Raw genomic sequence first — 16,288 nt, forward strand, 5'->3', positions numbered from 1 at the left:
ACCTCACTCGTCGATCGGGTCGCCGTTCGCATCCCAATTGGCGTCGACCTTCTTGCTGGGCTGCACTCGCGGCGGCTCCCCCGGCATCTTCGGGAACTCGGGCGGGAACGACAGTTCGCCCAGGCCCGCCTCCAGGTCGCGCTCCCACCACTCCAGCAGCGTGTCGATGCGCCCGGGCTTGTCTTGCTTGCCTCCCCAGGGATCACCGACCTCTTCGAGTCGACGCGGGATGCTGCGCACGGTGAACGCGGCGGGGTCGAGGCCATCGAGCTCGTCCCAGTGCACAGGAGTCGAGACCGTGGCTGCGGGGAGAGCACGAGGGCTGTAGGCCCCGGCCATCGTGCGGTCTCGGTTCGCCTGATTGAAGTCGATGAAGACCCGCTCCCCTCGCTCCTCCTTCCACCAGCTCATCGTCACCTGCTCGGGCATCCGACGCTCCAGCTCTCGGCCGGCCGCGATCACGGCGTGCCGCACGTCGAGGAACTCGTGCGTCGGTTCGATCGGGGCGAACACATGCAGCCCGCGGTTGCCGCTGGTCTTCACGAACGCGTCGAGACCGACCTCGCTGAGCACCTCCCGCAGCGCGTGTGCGGCGGGAATCGCATCGGCGAACGCGGTTCCCGGTTGCGGATCGAGGTCGATCCGCAACTCGACCGGGTTGTCGGGGTCGGAGGCGAGGGACGCCCAGGGGTGGAACACGATCGTGTTCATCTGCGCCGCCCAGACGATCGCGCTCGGTCGGTTGAGCACGATCTGTGGATGCCGTCGCCCGCTGTTGTAGGTCACCGTGACGGCGTCGACATAGTCGGGCGTGCCCTTGGGCGGGTTCTTCGAGAAGAAGCCATCGCTGCCGAGCCCGTCGCGGAAGCGCTCGAGCGAGACGGGACGGTTGCCGTTCGCCTCGAGGAACGGAGCGCTGACGAGCTGGAAGTACTCCGCGAGCTCGGCCTTCGTGATGCCGTCCTTCGGCCACACCACCCTGTTCGGGCTGGAGAGCACGACCTCGCGCTCCCCGTCAGGATCGATGACGGTCAGGGGCACGCGTTCTGAGGCCATGCTCCGACCCTAGGGGGCGGGTGCGACGCGCGGAAGCCCGTCAGTCGTCGATATCGATCGCCAGGATCAGCACGGAGGTGAGCGCGTCGCGCTCGACCACGATGCTGGGCCCGGCCGGGTCGATGATGACACCGGCCATGTCGATGTGGCTGGAGAGGATCTTCGCCAGCTGCAGCGGCTCGAACGGCAGCGGTCGATCGCCGCGTCCGAGCGCGAGCACCTCGAGCGGGTGCGAGAACAGCTGGAGGAACCGCTTGCCGTCAGGCGTCTGCGCCTCGGCGATGCCGACCTGTCCGCCGGGGTTGCCTTCGTTGACGGCGACCCACATGCGCTTCGTCGCGAGCGCCTCGCCGACCTTGGAGGCGGAGTCCTGCTCGCGCGGTGCGGCGATGAGCGACTTGACGGTCATGTCGACATCCGCCTGCTCGAGAGCCTTCTGCAGCAGCTCGGTCGGGAACACCACGCGGTGCGGAGCGGAGGCGTTGTCGACGATGAGGCCGGCGAAATCTCCGGAGACGACCTGCTGCAGAACCGAGGTGACGGGTTGCGCGACGGCCGAGGTCGCCGTCGGGTCCTTCTCGAGCTGCACGGAATCCCGCACGGCGGCGGCCGAGCTGAACGCGAGCATGAACTGACGCTCGCCGTCGCGCACGACCGCGACCGCGAGGGGCTTGCCCTCGCTGATCTGTGCACGAGCGTCGCCGTTCACCCGGATGTACATGTGGCCCTGCAGCGCCTGGCGGAGAACGCCGAGAAGCTGCTCGTTGGTCGCGCCCTGCTCGACCTCTTTGAGCGATTCGCGCAGCAGGACGTTGTCCTTCATGCCCGCGACGGTCTCGGTCTGCTCGGGCGGCAGCGCGGGTGCCAGCGGGAGCTTGCGCTCGGGCTCGGCCACGGGCGCAGGTGCCGGCGCCGCGGGCGAAGGCGCGACAACCGGTGCGGATGCCGCGGGAGTCGCGTCGGGATCGGGCAGCTCGACCTCGGGTCCCGCCTGCGCTCCGACACCGCGGAACGCCTGCACGGAGATCCCGATGGTGGGCGTCACCTCGGTGGCTTCGGAGGGCGCCTCCGCGGCCTCCGCAGCATCGACTGCAGACTCCTCGGTCTCGGAGTGGTCGGCGACGACATCGTCAGCGGACTTCTTGCGGCGGGAGAACAGGGCCATATCAGCCAGCCTAACCCGCCACCGGGCTAGATCTTCTCGATCGGCGCGACCTTGATCAACAGCTTCTTCTGGCCGGCGGAATCGAAACGCACGTGCGCGATGCGCTTCGCCCCCTCACCCGTCACCGCGTCGACTCGCCCCTCGCCGAAGTCCGAGTGGCGGATGCGGTCACCGGCTGCGAGTTCGAGGTCGCCGTTGTCACGCATCTTCGCAGTCACGCGGTTGGGGAACTTGTCCATCGCCGTCGACAGGGGCTTGAGCGAGTCGCGTCCTGGCAGCTGCTTCACACCGAAGCGGTCACCAGAACCGGAGCTGCCGAATCCGCCACCTCGGCGCGCGTTGAGCGCGCGGGACTGCATGCCACCGCGGGAGTTGACGTCGCCCGGCGACTGGCGCCAGTCGATGAGCCCTGCGGGGATCTCCTGCAGGAATCGGCTGGGCATCGCGACCGAGACTTCTCCGAACTGGGCCCTGGTCATCGCCAGCGACAGGTGCAGACGCTTGCGTGCGCGGGTGATGCCGACGTAGAAGAGTCGACGTTCCTCCTGCGGTCCCCCCGGCTCGCCTGCCGAGATGCGGTGCGGGATGAGATCCTCTTCGACGCCGGTCACGAACACCGCGTCGTACTCGAGCCCCTTCGCGGTGTGCATCGTCATCAGGGACACCGAGCCCGACTCGTCGTCGAGGTCGTCGGCATCGGAGACGAGAGCGACCTCCGTCAGGAAGTCGACGATCGTCCCGTCGGGATTGTTGCGTGCGAAGTCTCGCGCGACGGCGACGAACTCGTCGAGGTTCTCGACGCGCGCCTCGTCCTGAGGGTCGCGGCTCGCACGCAGCGCGTCGAGGTAGCCGCTCTTCGACAGCAGCACGCTGAGCCCGTCGGCGACGGTCGTGGGCGCGGGGACCTCACCGGAGGCGGGGAGCATGATCTCGGTCGCTTCGGCCAGCACGGCATCGAGCTGGGCGATGCCGGCCTGGATCTTCGGGCCGAATCCCAGCTGCTCTGGCACAGACAGCGCCTGACGGAAAGTGATGTCGTGGTCTTCGGCGAAGCGGGCGATCGCCGTCTCGGTGACGTCGCCGATGCCGCGGCGCGGCTTGTTGAGGATGCGTCGCACCGCCATCTCGTCGGCAGGGTTCGCGACGGCGACCAGATATGCGAGGGCGTCTTTGATCTCGGCACGCTCGTAGAACTTCGTGCCGCCCATGATCTTGTAAGGCACGGCCGAGCGGATGAAGATCTCTTCCAGGGCGCGCGACTGGGAGTTCGTGCGATAGAAGACAGCCATCTCGGAGTACGGCATTCCGGCTCGGTGCAACACCTCGACCTCGTCGGCCACGAACTGCGCCTCGTCGTGCTGCGAGTACCCGGTGAAGCCGACGATCATGTCGCCGTCGCCCTTGTCGCTCCAGAGCTTCTTGTCTTTGCGGTCGAAGTTGTTGCCGATCACGGCATTCGCCGCGGAGAGGATGTTCTGAGTCGACCGATAGTTCTGCTCGAGCAGCACGACGCGGGCGCCGGGGAAGTCGCGCTCGAACTCGCTGATGTTGCGGATGTCGGCGCCGCGGAAGGCGTAGATCGACTGGTCGGAGTCACCCACCACGGTGAGCGAGGCTCCTTCGAGCTCGGGAGTGGTCTCGGGTTCGAAGATCATCATGCCGTTGGAGGCATACGGGTCTGGGCTCTCGCCCGTCACAGGCCGTGTCAGCTCGTGGATGAGCGCGTACTGGGCGTGGTTCGTGTCCTGATACTCGTCGACGAGCACGTGACGGAAGCGACGGCGGTAGGTGTCGGCGACCTGCGGGAACGCCCGGAACAGATGGACGGTCTGCCCGATGAGGTCGTCGAAGTCGAACGCGTTCGCCTTCTGCAGCTGCCGCTGGTAGTCGGCGAACAGCTCGACGAAGATCCGCTCGGCGGGGTCGCTCATGTTGGCCTGGCGCGCATAGGCGTCGGCGTCTGACAGCTCGTTCTTGAGCTTCGAGATGCGCGACTGCACGGCTCCGGGGGTGAGCCCGTATGCGTCGGCCTCGTGCTGCTTGACCAGACGCTTGATGAGCGCGCGCGAGTCGCCCGAATCATAGATCGTGAACGACTTGGTGAACCCGAACTGCTGGGCCTCTCGACGCAGGATGCGCACGCAGGCGGAGTGGAAGGTCGAGATCCACATGCCCCGGGCGGCGTCGCCGACGATCGCCTCGACGCGCTCGCGCATCTCACCGGCCGCCTTGTTGGTGAAGGTGATCGCGAGGATCTGGCTGGGCCAGGCCTCTCGCGCCCTCAGGAGCGACGCGATGCGGCGGGTGAGCACGCTGGTCTTGCCCGAACCGGCGCCCGCCACGATCAGCAGCGCGGGGCCGCGATAGGTCACCGCCTCGAGCTGCTGCGGGTTGAGGCCGGCGAGGAGGTCGTCCTGTCCCTGTGCTCCGGTGGAGCGGGGGCCGACGGATCCGGGGACGATGAGGGGGGCTTCGGTCATGGCTCTACGAGTCTAGGCCGCGCCACCGACACTGCCGTCGGGTGGAGAGTCCGCGGCGACGACGAGGCGCAGAACGCGCTCGACGGCAGCGCGCACGAAGACGGCCTGGTGCACGAGTCATCATGCACCAGGCCGTCTTCGTGTCGATGCGTCGTATCAGGCCGAGTGACGACGTCGGCGAGCGACCAGCGCGCCGGCGATGACGAGCATCAGCGCCAGTGCGATCATCGCGACGGGCACTTCGGAGCCGGTCGCGGCGAGCCCGCTCGGGTCTGTGGCGTCGTCGGGGTCCTCGCCCGGGTTCGCGCCCGGGTTCTCGCCGGGGTTCTCCCCCGGGCTCTCGCCCGGGTTCTCCCCCGGGTTCTCCCCGGTCACGCCGGGGAGGGTGCCGACGCGCAGCGCCTCCGATGCGAAGCCATCGGCGAACCACCAGACCGGACGCTCACCGTCGACCGACAGCGAGGCCGGAGCCGTCGCGAATCCCTCGTTGTTGATGTCCGGCATGCCGACGGGTCGGGCGAAGTGCGCGAGGCCGGGCTGAGCCGTGCCGTTCAGGGTGATCTGCGCCGACTGCCCCTCGCAGCCGTCATCGCAGACCGCCCACAGCACGCCGAGCACGCTGTCGTAGTCGAGCGCCATGACGCCGGCCAGACCCGGTGCGATCTCCGAGACCAGAGTCGCCTGACCGTCGGCACCGAGCGCGAACGCGTAGACGTGACCGTTGTCCTCGACGGCCACGAAGAAGAGACCGTCGCCGTGACCGGCATAGTCGGTCGAGTCATAAGCCGCTCCGGTGTTGTCGTCGAAGAGCACGCCGTCGAGCGCAGTGTCGGGCACCCACTGCACCGCCTCCATGCCGAGGTTCGCTCCCACCGCCGGAAGCAGCGCGGTCAGATCCCACTCCTGCTGGGCGACGAGGTCACCGGCGGACGCCTCGGGGTCGACCTTGAGGACGGTGTTCTGGTTCACGCCCTTGGCACCGTTGTCGCGCTCCGAGGCGACGTAGACCGCCCCGTCGCCGTCGACGGTGATGCCCTCGGTGTCGGGGCCTGCGGCACCCGGGTCCGAGGCATCCTTCTGGAACCGAACGCGCTTGCCCGACTCCCAGCCGGGGATCTGCGAGAAGGAGCCGTCGGCATGGGCCTCGAGCTTCCAGATGCGTCCCTCGCCGTTGTCGACGGCCCAGAGGAACGATCCGTCGGCGGTCTCCTGCACGTCGAGCCCCGAGCTGTCCTCGAGGAAGTTCGGCGCGGTGTCGAGCACCCGGACCTCGGCAGAGCCGGGCCACGGCGAGACCTCGATCTCTCCTGCACAGGTGTTGGCCTCGCCCTTGGTGCTCTCCGCGGTGACGGCGAACGTTCCCGTCACATCGGGGCAGCGCCCCCAGGTGGTCGCGGCGTGCCCTGCACCCCAGGTGGTCGAGTCGATGAGCAGACCGCCGTCGAACAGGCGCACGGTGTCGCCGTCGCCCAGACCGAAGCCGAGGTCGGCACCCTCGACGACGAGGTATCCGCCCGCACCGATCGTGGTGCCGGCCGGGATCGCGTAGGAGTGCGTGTCGTCATCGTCCTTCACGACGATGCCGGAGACATCGAGGTCGGATGCCGTCGGGTTGACGAACTCGACCCAGTCACCCGGCGAGCCGCCGTCGGACTCGACCTCGTTGATGCGCACCGCGTTGCCGCACGCGTTGCGCTGCCCCTTGGTCGAGACGGCGATGTCGATGAAGTCTCCGCTGCCGTCTGCGCAGCGGGCGAGCACGCCTTCCGCGTGCGCGTCGTACACGTGCTCATCGACGACGTTGAGGTTCGCGTCGCGCACGGTGACAGTGTCGCCGTTGCCCAGGCCGAAGACGAAGTCCTTCGGCTGGTCGAAGACGAAGTACGCACCCGGGTCGAGGACGGTTCCCGCAGGCAGCGGAGTCGTCTCAGCGGCGTGGCCGACCGGATCGCCGTCCATGATCGTCCAGCCGGAGAGGTCGACCGCCGTGCTGCCGGAGTTCACGACCTCGACCCAGTCGGTCGCGTCACCGTTGGACTCGATCTCGTTGACGACCACATCGGGCATCACGCACGAGTTCGCGCCGCCCATGGTCGGGTGGGCCAGCACGAAGGCGCCCTCGCCGTCAGGGCAGCGTGCGAGAGTCGCCGCGGCGGAGTCGCCGTCGATCGCGGCGTGCCCCTCCCAGGGAAGGGTGTCGTCGATCATCGCGCCGGCGGCGTCGAACAGTCGGATGCGATCGGCGCTGCCGATCCCGATCGGGTCGCGGAACGCGGTCTCGACGCCGTCGACGAGGCCGATCGTGCCCTCCTCGACCACGAGGAATCCGCCTGCAGCGATCTCGGTTCCCGGCAGGAACTGCCAGCGGTGATCGTCGGAGTTGTCGCGGATCTCGTACCCCGAGATGTCGAGTGCGGCGTCACCGGAGTTGTAGAACTCGACCCAGTCCGCGGGCTGCGAATCGACCTCGTTGATGACGATCGACCCCTCGAGAGGTGCCTCCGGAGCGAATACGTTGGCCGCGCCCTTCGTGGACTCGGTGGTCTCCGCCCACTCGACCGTGCCTGCGACCTCACGGGCACCCCACGTGACAGCGGCGTGTGCCGTCCAGGCGGTCTCGTCGACGAGCGTCGCGCTCTGGTCGAACAGACGAACCTGGTCGTCCTTTCCGAGACCGAAGGTGAAGCCGTCCACGCCGGCGCCTGCCTCATCGAGCACGAGGTGGGCGCCGGGTTCGACGAGCGATCCGTCGGGGAACACATACGACTCGTCGTCACCGTTGTCCTTGACGACGAAGCCGCTCAGATTGACGACCGCGTCGGAGGTGTTGACGAACTCGATCCAGTCTCCGGGAACACCCCCGCTGGATTCGACTTCGTTGATCCGGATGCCGAGTTCGGCTCCGGTGGCGGCGAGGGGCACGGCGAGCAGAGCGGCTGCGCTGAGCGCGCAGACCGTCGTGACCGCAGCCGCGGATTGCAGGCGGGACATGGGGCTCCTGGGGGAATCAGAGGGGTATGACTCCACATCAGCGATGCCGCATGGCCGCCCGACGACCCGCAGGTGCACGGATGGTGAACGACCGGTGGCGGTTCGCCATCGACCGGGGCGCGGCCACGCACCGGCGGACACCCAGGCGCCGATGCGACAATCAGGCGGTGCGCACGATCCTCAACATCATCTGGCTGATCTTCGCCGGACTCGGTCTCTTCCTCGGCTACATGCTGGCGGGCATCCTGCTGTGCATCCCGATCGTGACGATCCCCTGGGCGATCGCCTCGTTCCGCATCGCCCGCTACGCGATCTGGCCGTTCGGACGTGAGATCGTCAGCAAGCCGACCTCCGGAGTCGGCTCGTTCATCGGAAACGTGCTCTGGGTGATCCTCGCGGGCTGGTGGCTGGCGATCGGCCACATCGTCTCGGGCCTCGCCCTGTGCATCACGATCATCGGCATCCCGATGGGCATCGCCGACTTCAAGATGGTGCCCGTCTCGCTGATGCCGCTCGGCAAGGAGATCGTGTCTCGCAGCGGTGCCTTCGACCGCACACTCTGACACCCGACGCCGGTTCTAGACTGGCCGGGATGGATGCCGATCGCCTGATCGCCTGGGATGAAGAACTCCGCCAGGCCCACACCCGACTCCGCGCGGCCCTCGAGGCCACTCGGACGGCGCTCGACAACGATTCAGCTGCGCCGGATGCCGCGCGCGAGCTCGCGCTGTTCTGCATCGGCTTCTGCTCCGCCCTCGACGGGCATCACCGGAGCGAGGACCGGGCGCTGTTCCCCGCGCTCCGCATCGAGCACCCCGAACTGGGCGAGGTCATCGACAAGCTCATGCAGGATCATTCGATGCTCGCCCACCTGCTCGGCAGCCTGCGCGCAGCCGTCGAAGGCGGCGAGAGCGCCGACGCGATCGAGCGCCACCTCGACGGGATCGGGGCGATCATGGAGTCGCACTTCCGCTTCGAGGAGCGGGAGATCCTCGCGCCGCTGCGGGCGCTGCATCTCGATCGACCTGTGCCGGACGTGCTGGGCCCGCTCTGACCCGACCGTCCGTCGACCCGACCGTCAGTCGCGGAAGAACCTGACGCCGAGATCGGGGTGGTCGACGAACACCCCGTCGACCCCCGTGCGGGCGATCGCGCCCCACTCCGCCTCGTAGTCGCCGTAGGCGCTCTTGCCGCCCGCACCGCGGAACTCCGCCGAGAGGAACGCGTTCTCGGGTCGGCACGTCCATGTGAAGACCTTGAGTCCTCGGGCATGGGCGTCGGCGACGATCGAGTTGCCGGCGGCGAGCAGCATCCGCTTGTTCACGCTGATGCCATCGACCTGACCGACCAGTCCGTCGAGGCCCTGCGGGGTGACCGTGGCCTTGTAGGTCAGCGCCTGCTTGCCCTGCGCGACCAGAAGGTCGTAGGGGCGCCCCGAGGCCTCGATCAGGTAGATGTACGAGGCGGCGACGCCCCGCGCCTTGAGCTCGCCCAGGATCGTCGACTCGAAGCATTCGATGATCAGCGGAAGCTCGCCGTCTGCCCACCCGGCATCACGCAGGTCGCGCTCGATCAGCGGCGCGAGATCGAGGCCGATGCCCGCGAAGTACGTGGCGTGCTTGACCTCGAGCACGACGCCGATCTCGCGCCCGTGCTCGACCGACCCGTCGCGCACGATGTCGAGCACGTCGGTGAGCCGCAGAATGGCCTGCGAGCCGTTGAAGGTCGCACTCGACAACCGCACCTCGGGCAGTCGTTCGCGGCTGCGCAGCGTCGAGAGCTCCTCCCACGTGAAGTCCTCGGTGAACCAGCCCGTCAGCGCCTGGCCGTCGACGCGCTTGGTCGTCTTGCGGTCGGCGAACTCGGGGTGCTCGGCGATGTCGGTGGTGCCCGAGATCTCGTTCTCATGCCGCACGACGAGCACGCCGTCCTTCGTGGCGACGACGTCGGGTTCGACCGCATCCACCCCCATCGCGAGTGCCAGTTCGTATGACGAACGACTGTGTTCCGGACGGTAACCGGGCGCACCGCGGTGCCCGATCACGAGAGGCGATTTCCTGGGCACGCTCTCAGCGTAGGACACCCTGATGACCCGGGATTCCGGGTATCGTGGAGGAAAGCGACCTACAACCCACTTTGGAGTGAGGCCCACATGAGCAACTTCGCCTTCAACAACCCGGCGTTCCAGCAGCAGGATCCGCGCAACGTCGCGACCTACCCGGGTGCGCCGCAGGGCGCTCAGGGTGCGCAGGCCGCGTCGCTCCAGCACGGAGCGATGGATGCCGCCGCCAACGCCCAGCTGGAGGGCATGTACGCCGCTCCCCCCGCCGGCGCGATCGAGACCGACCGCATGTCCGTCGAGGACACCGTCTGGAAGACCGCCGGACTCTTCGCCATCCTGCTCGTCACCGCCGCCGTCGGCTGGTTCGTGACGCTCGGCGGCGTCGTCGCCCCTGAGCAGAACCCCTACGACCAGTTCCAGCCGAACATGCTGCCCTGGATCGTCGGTGCGCTCGGCGGCTTCGTCCTCGCCATGGTGATCTCGTTCACGTCTCGCAAGAAGGTCCGCCCCGCGCTGATCTTCGCCTACGCGGCGTTCGAGGGCCTCTTCATCGGTGGCATCTCGGCGTTCTTCGAGGTCATCTGGCCCGGCATCGTCATCCAGGCGACGCTCGCCACCGTCTCGGTCGTCGGCGTGACGCTGGCGCTCTTCGCGAGCGGCAAGATCCGCGCGTCGAAGAAGGCCACCAAGATCTTCATGATCGCCATGGTCGGCTACCTGGTCTTCTCGCTGCTCAACCTCGTCCTGATGTGGACGGGCGTGCTGCCCCAGGGCCAGGCCTTCGGTCTCTACAGCGCTGAGATCATGGGCATCCCGCTCGGCCTGATCATCGGTGTCCTCGTCGTCATCATGGCCGCCTACTCGCTGGTGCTCGACTTCGACCAGATCCAGCAGGGCGTGCGCAACGGCGCCCCCCGCAAGTACGGCTGGCTCGGCGCCTTCGGCATCATGGTCACGGTCGTCTGGCTCTACGTCGAGATCCTGCGCATGATCGCGATCGTCCGCGGCAGCAACTGACGCGAATCGCTTCGCCGTGAGGCCCGCCTCCCCCTGGGAGGCGGGCCTCTTCGCATACCTGGAGGCCTCAGCGCAAGGGGTTGGCTGATAATCAGCTGAGAGGGCACGATGGATCCTACGAGCCCTGGCACCCCGGGGCTCACGATACATAGGAGCTGACATGAGCTTTCTCGGATTTCTTCTTCTCGGCCTCATCGCTGGCGCCATCGCAAAGCTGATCCTGCCCGGCAAGCAGGGCGGCGGATGGCTCATCACCCTGCTGCTCGGCGTCGTCGGGGCATTCCTCGGCGGATGGCTCGGCAGCCTGATCCTGAACCGTCCTCTGACTGAGTTCTGGGACCTCGGCACCTGGCTCCTCGCCATCGGCGGCTCGATCATCGTGCTGCTGATCTACGGCCTGGTCGTCAACCGCGGCAGCAAGGCCCGCAGCTGACACACCGCAGTACCGGAACCGCCCTCTTCGCCAGCCTCGCTGGAGAAGAGGGCGGTTCTCTGTGTGCGGGCGGCGACGCTCAGCGCTCGTCGGCCTTGGCCTGCAGCAGCGCACGCTCTCGGTCGTTGCCCGCGAGCGACGCCGCCACGGCGAACTCGCTGCGAGCCTCGTCGTCACGCCCAAGCCGCAGCAGCAGCTCCGCCCGCGTGGCGGGAAGAAGGTGGTATCCGGCGAGGACACCCGAGGATGCGAGCCGGTCGATGATCTGCAGGGCGGATGCCGGCCCCGTCGCCATCGCCACGGCCGCCGCCCGATTGAGCTCGACCACGGGCGACGGAGCGATGCGGCCGAGCGCCTCGTACAGCACCACGATGCGGTCCCAGTCGGTCTCGTCGATCGATGCCGCGACCGCATGGCATTCGGCGATGGCCGCCTGAAGACCGTAGGGGCCACGACCTGTGCCGAGGGCATCTGCAGCACCCAGCGACGCACGCCCGCGGGCGATGCGACCGCGATCCCAGCGACGACGGTCCTGATCGGCGAGCAGCACAGGGTCACCGTTCGCATCCACCCGGGCGGGGAATCGCGCGGCGGTCAGCTCCATGAGGGCGACGAGGCTGTGCGCGTCACGCTCGCGCGGCATGAGAGCCGCCAGCACGCGTGCGAGCCTGATCGCCTCGAGACTCAGCTCAGGACGCATCCAGTCCGGTCCGCTGCTGGCCGCGTGGCCCTCGTTGAAGATCAGATACAGCACGCCCAGGATCGCTCCCAGCCGCGCCGTGTGCTCTTCACGAGGCGGCATCTCGAAGGGCACATTCGCGGCGGCGAGGGTCTTCTTGGCCCGCACGATGCGCTGCTGCACGGTCGCCGTCGGCACGAGGAAGGCCCGTGCGATCTCCTCACTCGACAGGCCGCCCACGACGCGCAGGGTCAGCGCCACCTGAGCCTCGCGCGAGAGCACCGGGTGGCACGAGATGAAGATCAGCCGGAGCACGTCGTCGTCGACGGCATCCGGGTCCCACGGGGGTGCGTCTGCCGCCTCGGACTGCTCCCGCTCGAGGTCGTGGGCGAGCACAGCCATGCGGTCGTCGAGCCGTTCACGTCGGCGCCAGCCGTCGATCGCCTTGCGCTTCGCGACCGCCGTGAGCCAGGCCGCCCCGTTGCGAGGCACGCCGTCGACGGGCCACTGCTGCAGGGCATCCAGCAGGGCCTCCTGCGCGAGGTCCTCTGCGAGGCCGAAATCCCCCACCACGCGCGTGAGCGTCGCGACGATCTTCGCCGACTCGATGCGCCACACGGCGGCGATGGCCCGCCGCGCACCCTCGTCAGGTGCGGAGCGAGCCGTCTCGCGGTGAGGTGTGTCGGTCATCTCACTGCTGGGCGCGACGCGCCTCTTCCTCTTCGCGCCAGCCCTTCTCCTTCTCGATCCACTCGTTGTCGGAGGGGAAGTCGGACTCGTCGGTCACGCGTCGCACCTCGAGGAACGACCCCGCTCCGAGCGGTGCCCGGCTCGCCCACTCCGCCGCCTCTTCACGGCTGGACACCTCGAGGATCCAGAAGCCGTTGAACAGCTCCTTCGTCTCTCCGTAGGGGCCGTCGGTGATCAGCGGGGTCTCGGCGCTGAAGTCGACGACGAATCCCTCGGCGGCGTCGCTGAGGCCCTCGCCGGCGGCCAGCACGCCGGCTTTGATCATCGACTCGTTGTACTTGCCCATGGCCTCGATGACCTGCTCGAACGGCATCTCCTTGTAGGCCTCGACCGCATCGTCGTTCGAGCGCATGATCAGCATGTACTTCATGGTGTTCTCCTTGGTGGGTGGGGCCGCCTCTCGACCCTCTCATTGAAGACGTCGAACGAGGATGCCTCAGATCGACACCGGTGTCGAAAGATCTTCGAGAATCTCTCGAGACAGATCAGCCCAGGTCCTCGATCGCCACGCGGATCGCGTCGGCCGAGGCCTGCAGAAGGGCTTCCTCGTGGTCGCTCATCGGCGTCTCGGCCAGCGGAACGGCGCCGGCCGCGCCCACGACCGACGGCACCGACAGTGCCACTCCGTGGATGCCGTACTCCCCGTCGAGCACGGTCGCCACCGGAAGGACGGCACGCTCGTCGTGCAGCACTGCCTCGGCGATGCGGGCGCAGCTCACCCCGATGGCGAGGTTCGTCGCTCCCTTGCCGCGGATGACGGCATAGGCCGCGTCGCGGACCTCGACCGCGATCCGATCGAGCTCCTCGACCGTGAAGCGCTCGTCGACCGGCCAGTCGAGGATCGGAACCGACCCGATCGTCGCGTTCGACCACAGGGGGAACTCGGTGTCGCCGTGCTCGCCCACGATGTCGGCGTGCACGCTCGCGGTGTTCACATTCGCCCGCTGCGCGAGGCGCCAGCGAAGACGCGAGGTGTCGAGCACCGTGCCGGAGCCGAACACCCGGTGGGGCGGAAGCCCCGAGACCCGCTGCGCCACGACCGTCATCACATCGGCCGGGTTCGTGACGATGATGAACACCGCGTCGGGAGCGCGCTCGACGAGCTGCGGCATCAGCGTCTCGAGCAGCCGCGCATTGATGCCCGAGAGCTCCATACGGGTCTGCCCTGGTTGCTGCTTCGCCCCCGCGGTCACCACGATCACGTCGCTGCCCTCGACGACGGCGAGATCGGAGCCGCCGCTCACCGCCGCCGACGTGAACTGCGTGCCGTGCGCGAGGTCGAGCACCTCGGCATCCACCTTGTCGGTGGCGATGTCGTAGAGCGCGACCTCGGCCGCACTCCCCCGGATCAACGCGGCATAGGCCACGCTCACCCCCACGCTGCCCGCACCGATAACCGTGATCTTCGTCCGCGCCTTGGTCATACGCTCATCCTGCCCGAAATACCGCGAACGGGCACGGACCGTGATGGTCCGTGCCCGTTCGACGTCACCGGAGTGGGAGCAGAACGCTCACTCCCACTCGCCCGCTGGCGCGGTCAAGTGCCACGCAGTGCCTATGCGAGTGGGAGCTCCTTCGTCACTCCCACTCGATGGTTCCCGGCGGCTTCGACGTCACATCGAGCACGACGCGGTTGACGTCGCGGACGCCGTTGGTGATGCGGTTCGAGATCTTCGACAGCACGTCGTAGGGCAGACGCGTCCAGTCGGCCGTCATGGCGTCTTCGCTCGACACAGGACGCAGCACGATCGGGTGACCGTAGGTGCGGCCGTCGCCCTGCACACCCACCGAGCGCACATCGGCGAGGAGCACGACGGGGCACTGCCAGATGTCCTGGTCGAGACCGGCCTTGGTGAGCTCTTCACGCGCGATCGCGTCGGCCTCGCGCAGGATCTCGAGACGATCCTGCGTGACCTCGCCGATGATGCGGATGCCGAGGCCGGGTCCGGGGAACGGCTGGCGGCCGACGATCGCCTCGGGGATGCCGAGCTCGCGGCCGATCGCGCGCACCTCGTCCTTGAACAGGGCGCGCAGCGGCTCGATGAGCTCGAAGTCGAGGTCGTCGGGCAGCCCGCCGACGTTGTGGTGCGACTTGATGTTGGCCGTGCCCGCACCGCCACCGGACTCGACCACGTCGGGGTACAGCGTGCCCTGCACGAGGAACTTGACCGGGGCGCCGCCCGAGGCCTTCGCCTCGGCGACGAGGTCGAGCTGCACCTTCTCGAAGGCGCGGATGAACTCGCGACCGATGATCTTGCGCTTCTCTTCGGGGTCGGTGACGCCCGCGAGGTGACCGAGGAAGACGTCTGCCGCGTCGACCGTGATCAGACGGACGCCGGTGGACTCGACGTAGTCCTTCTCGACCTGCTCGCGCTCGCCCTTGCGCAGGAGGCCGTGGTCGACGAAGACCGCGGTCAGCTGGTCGCCGATCGCCTTGTGCACGAGCGCCGTCGAGACCGCCGAGTCGACGCCACCGGAGAGCGCCGAGATGACTCGCGCGTCACCGACCTGCTCGCGGATGCGCTCGACCTGCTCGGCGATCACGTTGCCGCTGTTCCAGTCGGACGCGAGACCCGCGCCCTTGTGCAGGAAGTTCTCGATCACGCGCTGGCCGTGGTCGGAGTGCTTGACCTCGGGGTGCCACTGCACGCCGTAGAAGCCGCGCTCCTCGTTCGCGAACGCCGCGACCTTGGTGGCGTCGGTCGTGGCGAGCACGTCGAAGCCCTCGGGCGCCTTGGCGACCTGGTCGCCGTGGCTCATCCACACGTTCTGCTCGGCAGGCTGGCCGCCGAGCAGCGTGCCGCCGTCGCCCGAGATGACGGCATCCGTCGCGCCGTACTCGCGGAGACCCGTGTTCGCGACCTCGCCGCCGAGGGTCTGCGCCATGTACTGGAAGCCGTAGCAGATGCCCAGTGTGGGCACGCCGAGCTCGAACACAGCGGGGTCGAGGCGCGGAGCACCCTCCTCGTAGACCGACGACGGACCACCCGAGAGGATGATCGCGACGGGGTTCTTCTCGGCGATCTCGGCGGCCGTGGCGGTGTGCGGCACGATCTCGCTGTAGACGCCGGCCTCACGCACCCGACGGGCGATCAGCTGCGCGTACTGCGCGCCGAAGTCGACGACGAGCGTGGGGCGCTGCTGGGTCTCGGACTGTTCGGTCACCGGACACCTTCCGTGGCAGGGGCGGGGGCCGAGGCGGCCTCCCTCGAAGCGAGGTAGGCCTTGACGTCGCGGGCGACGATGGCCTCCATGAAGAACGACAGCAGCGGGATCACGCCGCCGAGCGCGAGCAGGATGAAGCGCAGGAACGGCCAGCGCATGAGGCTCCACATCCGGAAGCACGCGAAGAGGTAGACGACGTAGAACCAGCCGTGCGCGACGAGGATGAAGAGCGAGATGTTGAGTCCGTCGCCGGTCGATTCGAGGCCTTCAGGCCCCTCGACCACGGGTGCGAACCACAGCAGACCGCCGGATCCCCCTGCGAAGAGCTCGAGTCGGATCGGCGTGTACTTCAGCACCATCTCGGCGACCAGCAGGAGCAGCATGACTCCGGTGATGATCGACGCGATCTGGTAGAACTTCAGCGCACCACGGATCGCCGGAAAGCTGGCGACTTTCGGTTCGGGCATGACTCCAGTCTACCCGGGCGGAA

The 16,288-nt window shown here is 68.1% G+C and carries 14 protein-coding genes; 4 read left to right on the top strand and 10 right to left on the bottom strand.

Translation table 11 applies throughout. The features are described from left to right. Positions 1-3 precede the first annotated feature (3 nt). The 4 genes from ligD to RQG82_RS18685 form a co-directional block, all read right to left on the bottom strand. Complete coding sequence (gene ligD / locus RQG82_RS18670) at positions 4-1,056, bottom strand: non-homologous end-joining DNA ligase (RefSeq protein WP_311260295.1); 1,053 nt, start codon at positions 1,054-1,056, stop codon at positions 4-6. Between the two features lie 40 nt (positions 1,057-1,096). Continuing rightward, a complete protein-coding gene (locus tag RQG82_RS18675) occupies positions 1,097-2,221 on the bottom strand; it encodes an SseB family protein (protein ID WP_311260296.1) in 1,125 nt (374 codons plus the stop codon). Between the two features lie 26 nt (positions 2,222-2,247). Further along, the gene (locus tag RQG82_RS18680) at positions 2,248-4,701 is read right to left on the bottom strand and encodes a UvrD-helicase domain-containing protein (protein WP_311260297.1); all 2,454 of its coding nucleotides are present in this window, start codon (positions 4,699-4,701) and stop codon (positions 2,248-2,250) included. 156 nt (positions 4,702-4,857) lie between these two features. Further along, positions 4,858-7,692 (bottom strand): lamin tail domain-containing protein, encoded by a 2,835-nt coding sequence (locus RQG82_RS18685; RefSeq protein WP_311260298.1) that lies wholly within the window; start codon positions 7,690-7,692, stop codon positions 4,858-4,860. Between the two features lie 167 nt (positions 7,693-7,859). Between RQG82_RS18685 and RQG82_RS18690 the strand changes: the two genes are divergently transcribed. Then, complete coding sequence (locus tag RQG82_RS18690) at positions 7,860-8,255, top strand: YccF domain-containing protein (protein WP_311260299.1); 396 nt, start codon at positions 7,860-7,862, stop codon at positions 8,253-8,255. A gap of 29 nt (positions 8,256-8,284) precedes the next feature. Further along, positions 8,285-8,746, top strand: a complete 462-nt coding sequence (locus RQG82_RS18695; protein ID WP_311260300.1) for a hemerythrin domain-containing protein — start codon at positions 8,285-8,287, stop codon at positions 8,744-8,746. A 24-nt stretch (positions 8,747-8,770) separates the two neighbouring features. Here RQG82_RS18695 and RQG82_RS18700 read toward each other — a convergent pair whose 3' ends face one another. Further along, positions 8,771-9,757 carry a glycerophosphodiester phosphodiesterase family protein gene (locus tag RQG82_RS18700; RefSeq protein WP_311260301.1) on the bottom strand — a complete coding sequence of 329 codons (987 nt, stop codon included), beginning with the start codon at positions 9,755-9,757 and terminating at the stop codon, positions 8,771-8,773. A gap of 87 nt (positions 9,758-9,844) precedes the next feature. Here RQG82_RS18700 and RQG82_RS18705 point away from each other — a divergent pair, with 87 nt between their 5' ends. Beyond that, complete coding sequence (locus RQG82_RS18705; RefSeq protein WP_311260302.1) at positions 9,845-10,771, top strand: Bax inhibitor-1/YccA family protein; 927 nt, start codon at positions 9,845-9,847, stop codon at positions 10,769-10,771. A gap of 160 nt (positions 10,772-10,931) precedes the next feature. After that, entirely contained in the window at positions 10,932-11,204 is a 273-nt protein-coding gene (locus RQG82_RS18710) for a GlsB/YeaQ/YmgE family stress response membrane protein (RefSeq protein WP_042539239.1), read from the top strand. A 79-nt stretch (positions 11,205-11,283) separates the two neighbouring features. On the opposite strand, the gene RQG82_RS18715 is transcribed toward RQG82_RS18710, so the two are convergent. From RQG82_RS18715 to RQG82_RS18735, 5 genes are all read right to left on the bottom strand, one after another. Next, positions 11,284-12,573, bottom strand: a complete 1,290-nt coding sequence (locus tag RQG82_RS18715) for an RNA polymerase sigma factor (protein ID WP_311260303.1) — start codon at positions 12,571-12,573, stop codon at positions 11,284-11,286. Position 12,574: 1 nt separating this feature from the next. Next, on the bottom strand, positions 12,575-13,003 hold the full coding sequence (locus RQG82_RS18720; RefSeq protein WP_311260304.1) for a YciI family protein: 429 nt from the start codon (positions 13,001-13,003) through the stop codon (positions 12,575-12,577). Positions 13,004-13,118: 115 nt separating this feature from the next. Next, a complete protein-coding gene (locus RQG82_RS18725) occupies positions 13,119-14,057 on the bottom strand; it encodes an L-lactate dehydrogenase (protein WP_311260305.1) in 939 nt (312 codons plus the stop codon). 154 nt (positions 14,058-14,211) lie between these two features. Further along, a complete protein-coding gene (gene guaA / locus RQG82_RS18730; protein ID WP_056508382.1) occupies positions 14,212-15,798 on the bottom strand; it encodes a glutamine-hydrolyzing GMP synthase in 1,587 nt (528 codons plus the stop codon). Beyond that, complete coding sequence (locus RQG82_RS18735; RefSeq protein WP_311260306.1) at positions 15,795-16,265, bottom strand: DUF3817 domain-containing protein; 471 nt, start codon at positions 16,263-16,265, stop codon at positions 15,795-15,797. Before RQG82_RS18735 ends, guaA begins: the two co-directional genes overlap by 4 nt. Positions 16,266-16,288: the final 23 nt, after the last annotated feature.

Origin of the sequence: Microbacterium sp. WCS2018Hpa-9 (assembly GCF_031843745.1) — a bacterium.
GTDB lineage: Bacteria > Actinomycetota > Actinomycetes > Actinomycetales > Microbacteriaceae > Microbacterium.